Raw genomic sequence first — 14712 nt, 5'->3', positions numbered from 1 at the left:
ATTAGAGTCGTCCTCCTTCCAGATTCAAAGTGCATTCCTCATAAAACTGCTTGGCCTCTTTGTAACTTGGGTCGTCGCGGCGACTTTGTAGCATTGTAATCACATTGGAATAGTTGGACTGACACATGCGCCAGTTCTTCTTTTCTCTATAGCGTGCACCCTGGATAAGGTTAAACTTAACCAGCTCATCGAACTTGATCTTGGAAAGATGATAGTAGCGTTTTGCCAATTCATTTTCCGGATCCAGATTCAGAACCACCTGGAATGACTCGCGGGCTCTTGCGTACTGTCCTTGTTGGAAGTCACGGAAACCACGGATGAAGTTTTCCTGGGCACGTTTGTATTGAACAGAATCATACTTTTCTTTTTTGATGGCTCGCAGTTCTTCCGTGCGTTTTTCAGCATCAGACACATCCTGCATACTGATTGCAGATGATCTGAATGCATTCGGATCTTTTGCTGCCCCTTTTTTGGAAGGTGAAAGCAGGAACCACGCAACCAATCCAAGAACCGCAATAATGGCATAGAAGCGCACACGTGGGTTTGACAGCAAGCCGCCATCTGCAGCCGCTGCCGCCGGGCGTGCCTGACGATACTGATTCGCTGCTGGTTGAGGCTGCCCCATTGGCATTTGCGGGCGCACGTGACCTGTCGGCATTTGTGGGCGACCGGCCGCTGGCATATTTGGAATTCCTTGTGGCGCCATTGGTTTCAAAACCGGAACTGGCGGCACATCGGGAACTGAAGGCATCGCCGGAATTACCGGCTCCACCACTACAGCTTCCGGTGTAAAGCGAATTTCAGAATCACCCACTTGAATCACCGAACCCTTATTCAGGATTTCGGACTGAACGCTTTCGCCATTCAACATGACGAAGTTCTTTTGACTTAAGTTGACGATCAGGAATTCGTTTCCACGCTGACGAATTTCTGCGTGCTGACGACTGATACGCGGATCATTCGCCAATACGATATCATTCTCCGGGCCACGGCCAATCTTGGCAGCACCACCGGTAAATGACAGACGAAGACCGCTGTGCGGTCCTTTTATAACCTCGATATCAAACTTCAATGTGTCTTTCACTTTAGGAGCCGCTCCCATCAGGAACCCCCCTCAGCAGGAGAAATCGTGATTACAAAGTAATCCACTTCCTGCGGTTGCGAAGACATTGCCTGACAACTCAACACACAAGGGTGTCCGTTGAATTCAAGTTGATCTGTTTGAATCACACGAGGATTTTCACGGGTTCTGGCCATCAGATCTGTCAGATTCTGCTGTAATGCCACATCCGGAATTGCCTGATACTGCTGGCCGACCAGGGCTGAAACTTCGGTGCGCGCAATCTGGCTGAATGAAGGACTTCCCGCCATAATACGACCGTCTTTATAAATCGCAATTGAAGGAAAGCCGATCAACTGAACAAGGTTCTCAGCCTCACCATCTTTATTGACGAAGCCACCGATGCCACCAGCCTCAGCTCCGCCCTCACCATGAATATAGCGGGTCAAAAGACTGTTGATATTTCCAATTAAAGCCTGAAGCGGAGGAAAGATGAAATCCACACTGGTATTGTCGTTCTTGTCTCTCATCGCGGCATCGAGCTGTTGATTCAATGTGACCAGCGGGTACTCTACCAGCTTGTACATAAAGAAGAACAAAACCAATCCAACCAGAGTTGCAATCACCAGAGTTTGCATGAATAAACTGATCGCACGGCCATCATCGAAAGCCATACTGCCAATATCGTAAAGAACAATTGCATGGGCCTTCACCGATTGCTCACCTGTGCTTGGATCAAACAAACCGATCGGGAAACTTGCCCCAATAGTGGAGGAATCCACCTCAACCGCTTCCGGTCGCATCTCACGGCGGGCCTGATGCACGAAAGGCAAATCAGGAGTGGTCCCGGCACGCGATGCCGGAGCCAGAATCATTCCATCAGATTGTTGAACAATCAGAACCTGGGTTACACCGTCCTCTGACTCCGCTTGATTGGTGGTCAATGAGGAATAGCTGTTTTGCAAAAGTGCCGCCTGATTGATAGTTGCCAAAGTTCTGGCAATGGAAGCCGCACGACGTTTACTTTCGGTGATGATACTTGCTCTTGTGATTTGCACCATCGGAATCATCGCCAGCAAAGTCGTCACAAAGATAAAGATCACCACGAAACCCAGCAATACCATGCGGAATTCCAGGTAAGTTGGAATTTTATAGACACCCGGCAAAGCCACGCGATCCAAATATTCCAGGAACTTATCCCAAAGAGCCTTCACACCACCTGCATTATAAGCTGGTGCCGCCTCTGGAGGAGCTCCATTCATATCCGCACCCATCATAGGTTGCGGCATCCCCATTGGCTGAGGCATTCCCGGCATATTTTGCGGAATTCCATAACCGGATTGAGCCATCATAGGAGTTTGCGCTGGCGCTTGAGGACGTTTTTCCGGCGCTGGAATGATATCCACCAGAACATCATGAATGCCCAGCTTATCACCCAAACGCATCAAACCGGTCTGCATACGCACACCGTTTAAATAAGTACCGTTACTTGATTTCAAATCCGTGACGACAATCTTGTCGCTGTAAACAACGATTTCACTGTGTTCTTTGGAAACACCAGGGCTGGTGATTTTGACGTCACATTGCGGAGCCCGACCGACCAGATTTCGGCCCATCTTAAGCTCTAAAATGCCTCCGGCTTGTGGGCCGGACAAAATTCTAAGCGCCCACATTGAGTTGATCTCCCACGTTGATATTCAACTTGCTGCTAACCCCTGAAGCCATCTCCACCACTGAGCTTGCTCCCCATACCGGAAGCACCAATCTCCATGGCTTAATATTTCTGCGCACGGCTTTTACTTTCATTTTTTTATCCACAAACACGCAATCAATTGCGAACTTCATGAAAAATGTATGGATGCTATTACATCTAAGAATCCACAATGCCTGATCTTCCGCCAAAGAACTGCGCCCCAATAAACCCACACCACGAGTCTGGAACGTGTCTGCGACTTCCAGATTCGGAATCAATGTGGCTTTGGTTGTGGCGTTCTCAAGCTTCTTCATCATTATTTCGGCCCATACATAAATGAAATCGCAACCGGTCCAAAAACCATAATGAACACGGCTGGCAAAATAAATAACATCAAAGGGATCAGAATCGCCTGAGATGCTTTCGCACCGGCTTTTTCCGCGCGCACAAAGCGCTCCATACGCATTTGTTCTGACTGATCCTTCAGAACCTGCGATATACTGGCCCCCGTCGCCTCGGCATCGATCAACACGGCAACGAAACTTGTAATCTCGTTCATGTCCAGACGTTCACTCATCTCTTTCAGAGCCTGAGTTTTTGAGGAACCGATTTTAATATCTTTCAAAACAATCGAGAACTCATCCGCCAGCACGCTTTTTGTTCCCTGAGCCTTATCCACGATTTTTTGAATCGCCGAGAAAAAGTCCAGACCGGCCTCAACCGACAATGCTAACAGATCAATGAAGAACGGTAAATCAGCGCGAACAGACAACTCACGTTTTTTCTTTTCACCGGTTGAGTGAATTTGCGGAAGATAAAAACCAATCAACCCCACACCCACACACATGAACCACGAAAGTCCCAGTTGCAGTGAGAAGTTCATTATCAAAAGGAAAATCGGGAACATCACGCCCCACAAAAGCTGCAAACCAATGAACTCGTCCTCGTTCAGCTCCTGCGACAATCCGGAGGTCTTGATGTACCTGCGAACCTTCTTGCGATAGCTCTCACTGCGAATTCTTAATGCGTGCTGCAAAGTGAACTGATGCACCAAGGGACGTGAAAAGTTAATAATCGGATTCTTCGATTTTGCCGGCTCGTCGTTATTCGCCCAGGACAACTGCTGCTTGTCTGCGTTGCTGGCAAAGATGGAATTCACGAATAGGAAGACCGCCACTCCTGCTAGGAGCAGACCCAAAATCAGCATTAACTCTGCGCTTCCCATTTTGGCCTCTTTGTGTTTAATTCAGACTCATGAAAACATTGATACTGGCTTCCGAGTCCCCACGCCGAAAACAACTGCTTCAAGAAGCTGGTTTTTCATTCGACGTAGCATCAGTAAAAGTATCGGAAATTCCTGACAAAAACCTGAATGCCAGCGAGCAGATTTTGGACATTGCCAGACGTAAGGCGAGAGCGGCATTTGCTCACCTAAAGTCCAGTAAAGAACAGGAGTTTACTCTCATTTCCGCCGATACCGAAGTGATCGTCGCCGGCGAATTGCAAGGAAAGCCATCTGACAAACAAGATGCCTATAATATGCTCCGACGATTGTCCGGAAACTCTCACGAAGTCCAGACCGGAGTGTGCATAATCGACTCCGCCACAGGGAAAGAACTGTCTCAAATTGAAACGACAATAGTTTACTTCAGGAATCTGACGGACCAGGAAATCTGGACCTACATTGAAACCGGCGAGCCCATGGATAAGGCCGGTGCCTATGGCATTCAGGGTCTGGGGGGAAATTTTGTGGAAAAATATAAAGGTCCCTTCGACAACGTCGTGGGACTTCCCGTGCAAATGGTTAAAAACCTGCTCGCACAAATTTAGCAAGAATCAGGCTGGAGCCCTGCGGGGCTTCGCTGTTCGCAATTCAAAAACATACTGCTGTACAACCTCATCCACTTGAATTCGGTAGCCGCGAACCAATCGCACTACCCGACTCCACGGACGATAGCTCCAAAACTTTGTTTTCAAAGCCCGTGTCTTTGCGGCACCGGTGACCGCCATTGAAATCATCCCACTGATGGCTCTGATAAAACCATTGAATGAATCCCGGCTTTTAACTTTGATCAAAATCTGCAGCTGATCGCCGCCATTCAACTGCTCGTGCAATTCCACACGATACTTTTGCGCCTGCTGAACCAGAATTTCTGTGATTCGTTTCCAATTTCTGGAATTTCTGAAAGAAAGGTCACCCACCGCTTGCGAAGAACAAAGAACCACATGCATCGCGTGTTTGGTGCTGATGGGTCTCGCTGATTTTGCATTGCTGTTCTTTAAAAGCGCGCCCCCGAACTGCCTCGTAAGAGACAGCCGAGGGACGTGAGATTTGTATGTCGCCATTCGGGAGGAGCTATACATGAAACATGTTATAGGAGCACCCCCAACCCCCGTCAATAAAAAAGTAGCGATGGTATTTATTTTGTGAATTTCAATGAATTAACGACGCAGCATTGCGCCATCGGTGGATGTTTTGAATAAAGGTTGTTAGGTTTTGAATCATGAGCTTTCAAGAAATCCGTGCCGAGATCGGCGCCGACAAAATTCTCGCGGTGTCCAAACTTCAGCCCGTTGCAAAGATCCGCGATCTTTACAATCAGGGTCAGCGCCGCTTTGGAGAAAACTACGTTCAAGAGGCGTTGGATAAAAAAGAGCAATTGAAGGATTTGACGGATATTGAATGGCACCTCATCGGGCACCTCCAAAAGAACAAAGCCAAGCACGTGGTTGGTCAATTCCACCTGATCCACTCCGTGGACTCACTGGAGCTGGCGCAAACACTGAATCGCCAATGCGAAACCAAGAATGTGGCCCAAAGAATTCTGATTCAGGTGAACCTGGCGCACGAGGAAAGCAAAACCGGCTTTGACAAGCAAACCGTCATTCAAAGGTGGGCTGAGATCTGCCAACTGCCCCACCTTATCATCGATGGCCTGATGACCATGCCACCCCTGACAGAAAGTGGCGAGGAGGTGCGTCGCTACTTTATCGAACTCAGGGAGCTGCAACAGAATCTTGCCAAAGCAACTGACACCGAAAGACACCCGCTAAAAAAACTCTCCATGGGCACCAGCAACGACTACAAAGTGGCCATCCAAGAAGGCGCCACCCTGGTTCGTTTGGGCACAATTCTTTTTGGTGCCCGGGATTAACCGAAAGCTCCCCCTGCGGAGTCTGACATAGTGGATGAATTCATTTGGCGAACGCCTTTGCTAAAGGTAGGATGATTCTATGAACCCACTTCTCAAAACTCAAAAAATCGGATTTCTGGGTGCAGGCAATATGGCGCAAGCCATGATCAAAGGCCTTATCGAAGGCGGAATACCTGCTAAAAATATTTACGCTACCAACAGATCAGAAGGAAAACTGGTCAAACTGGTCGAACAGTTTAAAATTAATTCCCTCTCTAATAATGAAGAACTTATCGATTCTTGCGACATCATCATTCTCGCTGTGAAGCCTCAGGATTTACTGACAGCTTTGGAGCCGGTCGGCAGAGCCTTTGACGAACACAAAATCGTCGTCAGTGTGGCTGCAGGTGTGCGCATGGAAAAACTGGAACGCTTCATTAACGGTGCTCGCCTTGCACGCGTGATGCCGAACACTCCTTCAGTGATCGGCCGCGGAGTCATTGGCTACCTCCTGAATGATGACGATGACAATGCACTCGACAGCACGGTGGAAGATCTTTTCACTCCACTGGGTCGCGTGATCAAAGTGAGCGACGAGGATCAATTCGAAGCTCTGATGATTTCTTGCTCCAGCGGAACCGGATTCGTATTTGAGATGATGATGTACTGGCAGGATTGGATCGAGGAACACGGCTTCTCTCTTGAAGAAGCACGCGTGATGACCATTGAGACGTTTGTGGGCGCTTCCCTGCTGGCAGCACAAGCCCGTGAAAATGTTGAGGACCTTCAGGCTCGCGTGACCTCAAAAAAAGGTGTCACAGCAGCTGGACTTCAGTCCATGAGAGAGCTCGAAATTGAACGCGCTCTCCGCATCAGCTTTGAAAAAGCGGCGATGAGAAACAAAGAAATGGCCCGGGAGATCAAATAACCTTGCCGGGTCCCTATAACGACTTTTATCCTTAATCTCATAGCGTTCAAGGAGGAACAAAATGAAGATCACACCCATTGATATAGCTCATAAATCATTTGGTAAAAAAATGATGGGTCTCGACACTGATGAGGTTATGGATTTCCTCCAACAGGTCGCCGCGCAAATGGAAGCCCTGATTCAGGATCGCAATTCACTTAAAGAAGCACTTCGCGAAAAAGAACTTTCCCTGATGGAATACAAAGAACGTGATCAAGTTCTTAAAGACACAATTGCAACTGCAACTCAGATGGCAGATCGCCTACGCCAAGATGCTGAACGTGAAGCGAAACTGATCACAGCTGATGCAAACCAAAAAGCAGAGATCATCACTCGTGATTCTCGTGATTCTTTGAAGAAAATGTATCAGGAAGTGAATGAGCTTAAACGTGCGCGCATGCAGTTTGAGGCAAACTTGAAAGCACTGGCACAAGCTCACCTTTCATTGCTTGAACAAGGCGAGAAGTATATGCCGCAAATGCATTTGCAGGGTCAATCCTTTGTGAACAACACGACTGGTGGCAATAACGGTGGCAATCGTTCAACGAACGTATCCCCGCTATCCGCTGAATAGTCCCGTCTGTGATTGAGGAAATTAAAGGTGGAGTCAGACTCCACCTTTTTATTCAACCCAAGTCCTCCAAGAATCAAATCATCGGCGACCACAATGGTGAGCTGAAAATAAAAGTCTCCGCCCCGCCCGTTGATGGCGAAGCCAATGCGGAACTTATCAAGTACCTGGCAAAATTATTCAAAGTCGCAAAACGAAATATTTCCCTCGTAAAGGGCGATACCGGCCGCCACAAAGTTGTGGAGATAACCGGCATCAGCAAAGGTGAGGCCGAGAAGCTAATTTCCTCCGCGCTTTAACTCCACTTCGAACTCTGTTCTATCCAATTGCTCCTGAATATTCATGTTGGATTTCTTTTTCTTTTTTGTAGGGCGTGGCTTGAATTGACTTTGATCCACACCATCATCCGTTGCCTCGCGAAACTGGCGCGTGTTGGGCGTGCTGATTTCAGAGTCTGAACGATTGTACATATTCGATTTCCCTGAGGGAGCCGCAGTTGCTGGAGAAGAAGGAGGAGTGTTATACAGCGGATACGACTCTTGATGGTAGCCCTCTGACATATCAAAGCTATAGCGAACAAATCCGCCCACGTGATATCCGGCCGCTGCATTCTCTCCCGCGATCGTCGTGCCGCCGTTGACCTGCATCGTCCACTTCGAATTCACCATCCACGTCGCATAAAACTGTGTATCAATCGAAGAAGGATTTACAGAATAGAACTTGTACGAACCAGCGTTTACGTTTTGAAGATAAGCATTGCGAACATATTGCTTGCTGGTGTCGGTATCATCAGTCACTGACTGACTGCCAAAGATCTCACCACCAAATCTGAAGGCATTTGCTTTTAGCTGCAAACCACCTCCCCAAGGCACCAAAGAAGATCTTCCGTCGGCGCGGTAGTCAAATCCCGCCCATCCGTAAATTCGCGCAGATCCAAAGTCTTTTTGCGCTATCAAACGCCCCCAAAGCTCGAAAACACCTTCCGAATTTAGAGCATCATCTCCGGCAGGATCGACCTCCTGCAGTGGAACCAAAATCCCGAACTCTGGCACGAGCTGCACAATTCCGTCATAAGCAAGAAAATCAAAGCCCCCCATCACATCTGAAAAGCTCGTATTCGTGCGCGTTGCGACGGAGCTTTTGCTTTCTGCTGAACTGAATGTTCCAGAACCAAAAACCGACCAGGTTCTGGATGGCATATATCGGGTGCTGAAATCCACATCCAAAAGTTGGTAATGGTTTCCACTGGTTAGGTTACTACTGCCTTCACCAAAGGTTTCGTAATTGGCAGTTGAATAAAAGAAATTGGTGCCCAACTCAAAATCCCAGCGGTCCCGGCGGAATTCCTTGTAGTTATCCAAGGCATTTGCCACGGATCCCGCCATCAACAAAGTCACCAAGAACGCACTCAAACACTGAAGATTATTTGCCATTTTCATAAGTTCCTAATAATAACAAGCTCATGACCAGCACAGCAAACAAATCACAGCTCGCAATCATCTTTTTCACCGTTTTCCTTTACCTTGTGGGCTTTGGTGTAGTTATTCCGATTATTCCACTTCTAAGCAAAAACTTCGGAGCGACTGCCCTGCAAACAGGATTGCTGCTTTCAGTTTATTCTTTGATGCAATTTTTGTTTTCACCTTTCTGGGGAAAACTAAGCGATCGCATGGGGCGCAGACCGATTCTTTTATTCTGCCTTTTTGGCGAAGGTCTTTCGTACATCATGTTTGCCTGGGCTCGCAGCCTTGAGTGGTTGTTTGTTGCACGTATTCTTGCCGGTTTCTTTGGCGCCAGCCTCTCGACGGCATCCGCATACATTTCAGACATCACTCCTAAACATGAGCGTTCCAAAGGCATGGCCTTGATTGGCGCAGCATTCGGACTTGGCTTCGTCGTGGGCCCGGCACTGGGTGGCTTGCTGGCTGTTTGGGGTAATCACATCAATCCAGCTCCACACTTTGATACTTCATTCTCATTTTACTGGGTTGCCGCCTTGTGTTTTGCGAACTTCCTATTCGGCATCAAGTTCCTAAAAGAATCTTTATCAGAGAAAAGTGAATCTGCTGCCAAGAAAAAGCGCTTCTCTGTTATGTGGCACTATCTGAACATCAAAACTGTGGGAGCACTGATGACGGTGTTCTTGCTTTCCTCACTGGCGATGTCGGGAATGGAAGCCACTTTGATTTTATTCATGGGTGATAAATTCCAATGGACGATCAAACAAGTGAGCTTCGGTTTTGCCTATATCGGTGTGATTATTATCTTCACTCAAGGCTTCTTGGTGCGTCGTATGTTGCCTAAGTATGGCGAGCGCCAGGTTCTGCGCGTGGGTCTTATTTGCTTTGCCGTCGGCCTTACGACGATTGCTATATCCGACACTTTGTTTGGAATGTGTATTGCGATGACTTTGCTTTCCCTGGGTAATGGACTATCAAATCCATCTATCTTGGGTAGTATCAGTTTGCTGATTGACTCTAAGGAGCAAGGTGCCGCAATGGGAGTCACTCAAAGCATGGCTTCTTTGGGTCGCATCATCGGTCCGGCAGTGGGCGGCGCACTTTATGGAAGTGTCGCGATGACAGCACCATTTTGGGTTTCCGGTGGACTGGCTTTTGTCGCCCTGGCAATCATTCTTATTAATTTCAAGCTGATCCCGGATCACGCACGAGTAGGTTAACTATGGAATACACACAACTTGGCTATTTCCAATTCAACAACCTGATCAAAGGAAGAATCCCCATGATTTTGGTCAACCTTGGTGTTGAACTGAAATCACAATATGGTCACATCGAAGGGCTGCACCTGGATAACTGCCAGGTTACGGGAACACCCGATGAGGTCGCCAAATCAATCAGCGATAGAAAACTTCCAGCGCACTACCCCATCGTGATCATTGATCAGGATGGATCCAAATATGCACCTTTTGTACAAACTCTGGAGTCCCGAGGTTTCAATAACGTCTACACTGTTCGTGATGGACTTACCGGCCTCGAAAAAGAAAAAGCTCAACAGTAAGAATTAACGGGGGATTTTAAATCCCCCTTTTTTTATTTTCAGTCAATACATCGTCATGATTTCGTCAGATTGTCTTCGCGCAAAGCACCGTTAAATCACAAAATTTATATATCCGTTGTTGGCCTCGGCCTAAGTCTATAGCATCATTAAATCGTTCAAGGATAAAAAGAACATTAACCAAAAACTTTTATAGAAGGACATTTAATGAAAAAGTTTTTACTAGCCGCTTTGGCAACAACAACAGCTGTATCTGCTGCAAACGCAGGTTCGATCAACTTCGACGCTCGTGCGGACTATGATTCTAAAACGTACGAAGACTCCACACAGAAAGACGGAAGCCAGTTCTATTTCAAAACAGTTCGCTTGGATTACCAAGGCAAAGCAACTGAAGATCTTTCTTTCCGCCTACGTGCTGCCTACAATAAAGCTGGTACACAATCGACAGGTGCGGGCGACAACTCCCAAACCGCACTTGAGTTCGCTTACCTGACTCATAAAATGGGCGATATGTTCTCTTTGCAAGTTGGCAAACTGGGTTCTGAGTACGGAGCGATCGAGAGCCAAACTTCCGGCGCTGATTTGTACCTTACTTCTCAAGCGTACACGAAGACCGGTCCAAACGGTAACTTGAACGGTGAATACCTAAGCACAAGCTCACTACTATACGTAATGGGTGCAAAGGCGATCCTTAATATGACGCCTGATCAAAATCTTTCCTTGGTTGTTTTCAAAACACCAAACTCATCTGTAGCTGCTCCTACAGGAAGCACTCCAATCGCTCCTGCACAAGCGGATTCAAACGCGATGATGGAAGGTTTGATCTATAAAGGTTTGTTCATGGATAAAAATCTAAGAATCATGGCTTCATACCACATGGGTACTGGTTATGTTCCATCAACTGATGACAAGTACACTCTTTATTCTGCGGGCGTGACTTACAACTTCGGCGGTATGGTTTTGGCTGGCGTTGACTACACAAATTCCGCTTATGAAAGAGACGGCGATGGCGCGAAAGATTCCATCTACTCAATCATCGGTAAAGTTGCATTCACAGGCTGGGAGCAATGGACTCCACGTCTTGAAGTTATCACTTCTGAAGAAAAAGTTGAAACAAGTGCAACTGCTGCCAACAACGGTACTAACAAGTTCATGGGCTACGGCGCAGTTCTTGAGTTCAAACCGATCGTTGACACAAACTTCCGCTACCACATCGCTTACAGCAACACGACTGAAGAGTTGGCTGCTGGTGGTAACGATCCAAAAGTTGACCAAATCACAGTGGGCGCTCGTTGGAACGCTGACTTCTTGAAATAGTCATAAAATAGCCAAAAGGCGCCAGCCGGTTTTGCGGCTGGTTTTGGCTCCAGAACCGACTTTTATCGAGGGAGGCCCAAGAAGCCTCCCTTCTTTTTACCCTACCAATAACGCGCCGCAGACCCAAAAGGCGCCAGCCGGTTTTTGGCGGAGCTGGATCTACCCTAAACAGCTTGATTCTGATAGACTCAAACGGTTAAAAATCTCTCTTTTGGGGTGCCTAAATGTCAGAACAATTATCAGATCGCTACAATCCCGCAGATGTAGAAAACAGAACTTACCAATGGTGGGAAAACTCCGGCTATTTCAAAGCACAGGATCAATCCACCAAACCTCCATTTTCAATTATTTTGCCTCCACCAAACGTCACAGGTTTCCTGCACATGGGTCACGCCCTGGATCACACAATCCAGGATATTCTTATCCGTTGGAAAAGAATGAACGGCTTCAACACCATGTGGTTGCCGGGAACGGATCACGCCGGTATCGCCACACAATCCGTGGTTGAGCGTGAGCTGAAAAAAGAAGGTGGAGTGACCCGTCACGACCTGGGTCGCGAAAAATTCGTGGAAAAAGTTTGGGACTGGAAACACCAATATGGCAATCGCATTTACTCTCAAATGCGTCGCTTGGGTGATTCCTGTGACTGGGATCGCGCTGTATTTACATTGGACGAGGGCGTTTCCAAAGCAGTTCGTAAAGTATTCGTGACTCTTCACCAAAAAGGTTTGATCTACCGTGGTCAACGTCTGGTGAACTGGTCAGGTCCTCTTGAAACTGCGATTTCCGACCTTGAAGTTGAACACAAACAGGTTAAGGGCGCTCTTTACCACATCAACTATCCTCTTGAGGATGGTTCAGGCTTCCTGACTGTTGCGACCACTCGTCCGGAAACAATGTTGGGTGATACTGCTGTTTGCGTGCATCCAGAAGACGAGCGCTACAAGCACTTGATCGGAAAAAATGTTGTCATTCCATTGATCAACAGAAAAGTTAAGATCATCGCTGACACTTACGTTGATAAGGCGTTCGGTTCTGGTGTGGTTAAAATCACTCCAGCCCACGACTTTAACGACTACAAAATCGGCAAGTCTCACCACCTTGAGTTCATCAATCTTTTGACTAGAAAAGCGGAGATGAACGAAAACGCGGGACCGTATGCCGGCCTTAAGGTTGCAGACGCTCGCAAAAAAGTTGTCGAAGATTTGAAAAACCTGAACCTTTTGGTTAAAGAAGAGCCACACGTTCACTCCGTGGGTCACTGCTCGCGCTCTGGCGCTGTGGTTGAGCCTTTCCTGTCTGAACAATGGTTCGTAAAAATGGAGCAGCTTGCTGTTCCTGCAAAACGCGTGGTGGAAAGTGGTACTATCCGCTTTGAACCTGAATCATGGACAAAGGTTTACTTGCACTGGCTGAACAACATCGAAGACTGGTGTATCTCTCGCCAATTGTGGTGGGGTCACCGTATTCCAGTTTGGTATTGCAATGACTGTAACCATCAAACAGTTTCTGAAACTGATGTCACTGCCTGCGAGAAGTGCGGTAAGCACAACTTGCGCCAGGACGAAGACGTTTTGGATACGTGGTTTTCCTCAGCTCTTTGGCCGTTCTCGACAATGGGTTGGCCGAATGAAACTGAAACATTGAAAACGTTCTACCCGACCAGCTATCTGGTTACGGGTCATGATATTATTTTCTTCTGGGTTGCCCGTATGATCATGATGGGTCTGGAATTCAAACGTGATGTTCCGTTCAGAACGGTATACATTCACGGCTTGGTTCGCGACTCTCAAGGCCGTAAGATGTCCAAGTCTTTGGGTAACTCTATTGACCCGGTTGAGATGATTGAAAAGCACGGTGCCGATGCGCTGAGATTCACGTTTGCCGCTCACTTGTTCTCGGGCAAAGACATGAAGTTCAGCGAGCAACGTCTTGAAGGCTACCGCAACTTTATGAATAAGATCTGGAATGCGGCTCGTTTCGCAATTTCAAATCTTTCTGATTTCAAGGTGCCAGCTGAAGGCGTTAAGGCTTTGCCAAACAAAGCCCACATCAGCGTATTCGATAAGTGGATCATCGCGAAACTTAACGAAGTGACCAAAGAAGTTGAGGAAGCGTTAGAGCAGGAAAGATTCTCTGATGCGGCCACGGCTTTGTATCAGTTCATCTGGAATCAATTCTGTGACTGGTATATTGAATTCACGAAGCCAATCATGAACGGAAACAATGCTGAAGAAAAAGCAGCCACTCAATTGGTGATTGCACAGGTTCTGAACCGTATCATGCGTTTGCTTCACCCGTTCACACCATTCATCTCTGAGGAAATTTACCAAAAACTTCCGATCAAAGGTGAAGCTTGTATCGTTGATCAATACCCGACGACTCGTAACGATAAGGACTTCCTGGCATTGGGCTCCAGTCAGGCAGCCTTCGAGATCGATATCGTAAAAGAAGTGATCACAGCTATGCGCAATATCCGTGGTGAAAACCGCATCAGCCCGGCGATCAAATTGAACGTGCGTTTGGGTGTTGCGAATGATCAGGTTAAACAAATCCTGGAAAACAACCGCACAGCATTGCTGACGATGGGTCGCCTGGAAAACATGGACATCGGTGCCGATGGCAACCTGATGAAATGTGCCGTTGCTCCGGTGGCAGTTAAAGATGCCAATATGAAAGTGATCATCCCACTTGAAGGTTTGGTTGATTTCGATGAAGAGATCAAACGTATCAACAAGGCGATTGAAAAACTGAACAAGGACATCTCTATCCTGAGTGGTAAATTGTCGAATGAAAAATTCGTGGCAAACGCCGACGAAGACGTCATCGCAGCAGACCGCGCTTTGCTTTCTCAATCCAAAGTACAATTGGATTCCCTGAAAGACGCTCTGACCAGATTCCAATAGGAATTCGAACGAAGAACGAAAATAAAAAAGGCTTCCGTAACTGGAAGCC

At 47.3% G+C, this 14712-nt stretch carries 15 protein-coding genes; 9 read left to right on the top strand and 6 right to left on the bottom strand.

The window, feature by feature from the left end; genetic code table 11:
• Position 1: 1 nt before the first annotated feature.
• From ACLVWR_RS08365 to ACLVWR_RS08350, 4 genes are read right to left on the bottom strand one after another with little or no spacing between them, the layout of a single operon-like run.
• The gene (locus ACLVWR_RS08365) at positions 2 to 1102 is read right to left on the bottom strand and encodes an FHA domain-containing protein (protein WP_413583355.1); all 1101 of its coding nucleotides are present in this window, start codon (positions 1100 to 1102) and stop codon (positions 2 to 4) included.
• Positions 1102 to 2733: an FHA domain-containing protein gene (locus tag ACLVWR_RS08360; RefSeq protein ID WP_413583354.1), complete on the bottom strand. Its 1632-nt coding sequence runs from the start codon at positions 2731 to 2733 to the stop codon at positions 1102 to 1104. Before ACLVWR_RS08360 ends, ACLVWR_RS08365 begins: the two co-directional genes overlap by 1 nt.
• The gene (locus ACLVWR_RS08355) at positions 2720 to 3070 is read right to left on the bottom strand and encodes a DUF192 domain-containing protein (RefSeq protein WP_340598563.1); all 351 of its coding nucleotides are present in this window, start codon (positions 3068 to 3070) and stop codon (positions 2720 to 2722) included. Before ACLVWR_RS08355 ends, ACLVWR_RS08360 begins: the two co-directional genes overlap by 14 nt.
• Complete coding sequence (locus ACLVWR_RS08350) at positions 3070 to 3978, bottom strand: type II secretion system F family protein (RefSeq protein WP_413583353.1); 909 nt, start codon at positions 3976 to 3978, stop codon at positions 3070 to 3072. The genes ACLVWR_RS08355 and ACLVWR_RS08350 overlap by 1 nt, the downstream gene beginning before the upstream one ends.
• A gap of 29 nt (positions 3979 to 4007) precedes the next feature.
• Between ACLVWR_RS08350 and ACLVWR_RS08345 the strand changes: the two genes are divergently transcribed.
• A complete protein-coding gene (locus ACLVWR_RS08345; RefSeq protein WP_413583352.1) occupies positions 4008 to 4583 on the top strand; it encodes a nucleoside triphosphate pyrophosphatase in 576 nt (191 codons plus the stop codon).
• 6 nt (positions 4584 to 4589) lie between these two features.
• Here ACLVWR_RS08345 and ACLVWR_RS08340 read toward each other — a convergent pair whose 3' ends face one another.
• Positions 4590 to 5099: a hypothetical protein gene (locus ACLVWR_RS08340; RefSeq protein WP_413583350.1), complete on the bottom strand. Its 510-nt coding sequence runs from the start codon at positions 5097 to 5099 to the stop codon at positions 4590 to 4592.
• 158 nt (positions 5100 to 5257) lie between these two features.
• Here ACLVWR_RS08340 and ACLVWR_RS08335 point away from each other — a divergent pair, with 158 nt between their 5' ends.
• The 4 genes from ACLVWR_RS08335 to ACLVWR_RS08320 all read left to right on the top strand — a co-directional run bounded on the left by ACLVWR_RS08335 (position 5258) and on the right by ACLVWR_RS08320 (position 7724).
• Positions 5258 to 5908, top strand: coding sequence for a YggS family pyridoxal phosphate-dependent enzyme (locus ACLVWR_RS08335; RefSeq protein ID WP_413583349.1), 651 nt, complete (start codon positions 5258 to 5260; stop codon positions 5906 to 5908).
• Between the two features lie 79 nt (positions 5909 to 5987).
• On the top strand, positions 5988 to 6815 hold the full coding sequence (locus tag ACLVWR_RS08330; RefSeq protein WP_340598558.1) for a pyrroline-5-carboxylate reductase: 828 nt from the start codon (positions 5988 to 5990) through the stop codon (positions 6813 to 6815).
• Between the two features lie 61 nt (positions 6816 to 6876).
• Positions 6877 to 7428, top strand: a complete 552-nt coding sequence (locus ACLVWR_RS08325; RefSeq protein WP_413583348.1) for a DivIVA domain-containing protein — start codon at positions 6877 to 6879, stop codon at positions 7426 to 7428.
• A gap of 8 nt (positions 7429 to 7436) precedes the next feature.
• Positions 7437 to 7724, top strand: a complete 288-nt coding sequence (locus ACLVWR_RS08320; RefSeq protein ID WP_413583346.1) for a DUF167 domain-containing protein — start codon at positions 7437 to 7439, stop codon at positions 7722 to 7724.
• On the opposite strand, the gene ACLVWR_RS08315 is transcribed toward ACLVWR_RS08320, so the two are convergent.
• Positions 7704 to 8864 (bottom strand): hypothetical protein, encoded by a 1161-nt coding sequence (locus ACLVWR_RS08315; RefSeq protein ID WP_413583345.1) that lies wholly within the window; start codon positions 8862 to 8864, stop codon positions 7704 to 7706. The genes ACLVWR_RS08320 and ACLVWR_RS08315 overlap by 21 nt on opposite strands.
• 23 nt (positions 8865 to 8887) lie before the next feature.
• Between ACLVWR_RS08315 and ACLVWR_RS08310 the strand changes: the two genes are divergently transcribed.
• The 4 genes from ACLVWR_RS08310 to ACLVWR_RS08295 all read left to right on the top strand — a co-directional run bounded on the left by ACLVWR_RS08310 (position 8888) and on the right by ACLVWR_RS08295 (position 14663).
• The gene (locus ACLVWR_RS08310; RefSeq protein ID WP_413583344.1) at positions 8888 to 10105 is read left to right on the top strand and encodes an MFS transporter; all 1218 of its coding nucleotides are present in this window, start codon (positions 8888 to 8890) and stop codon (positions 10103 to 10105) included.
• Positions 10106 to 10107: 2 nt separating this feature from the next.
• Positions 10108 to 10443, top strand: a complete 336-nt coding sequence (locus ACLVWR_RS08305) for a hypothetical protein (RefSeq protein ID WP_413583343.1) — start codon at positions 10108 to 10110, stop codon at positions 10441 to 10443.
• Positions 10444 to 10647: 204 nt separating this feature from the next.
• On the top strand, positions 10648 to 11757 hold the full coding sequence (locus ACLVWR_RS08300) for a porin (RefSeq protein ID WP_413583342.1): 1110 nt from the start codon (positions 10648 to 10650) through the stop codon (positions 11755 to 11757).
• A gap of 224 nt (positions 11758 to 11981) precedes the next feature.
• The gene (locus tag ACLVWR_RS08295; RefSeq protein WP_413583341.1) at positions 11982 to 14663 is read left to right on the top strand and encodes a valine--tRNA ligase; all 2682 of its coding nucleotides are present in this window, start codon (positions 11982 to 11984) and stop codon (positions 14661 to 14663) included.
• The last annotated feature ends 49 nt before the right edge of the window (positions 14664 to 14712 follow it).

Origin of the sequence: Bdellovibrio sp. HCB288, assembly GCF_047305935.1 — a bacterium.
In the GTDB taxonomy this organism is placed as follows: domain Bacteria; phylum Bdellovibrionota; class Bdellovibrionia; order Bdellovibrionales; family Bdellovibrionaceae; genus Bdellovibrio.
The sequence above is the reverse complement of the archived record's forward strand: the minus strand, read 5'-3'. Positions and strand labels throughout refer to the sequence as shown.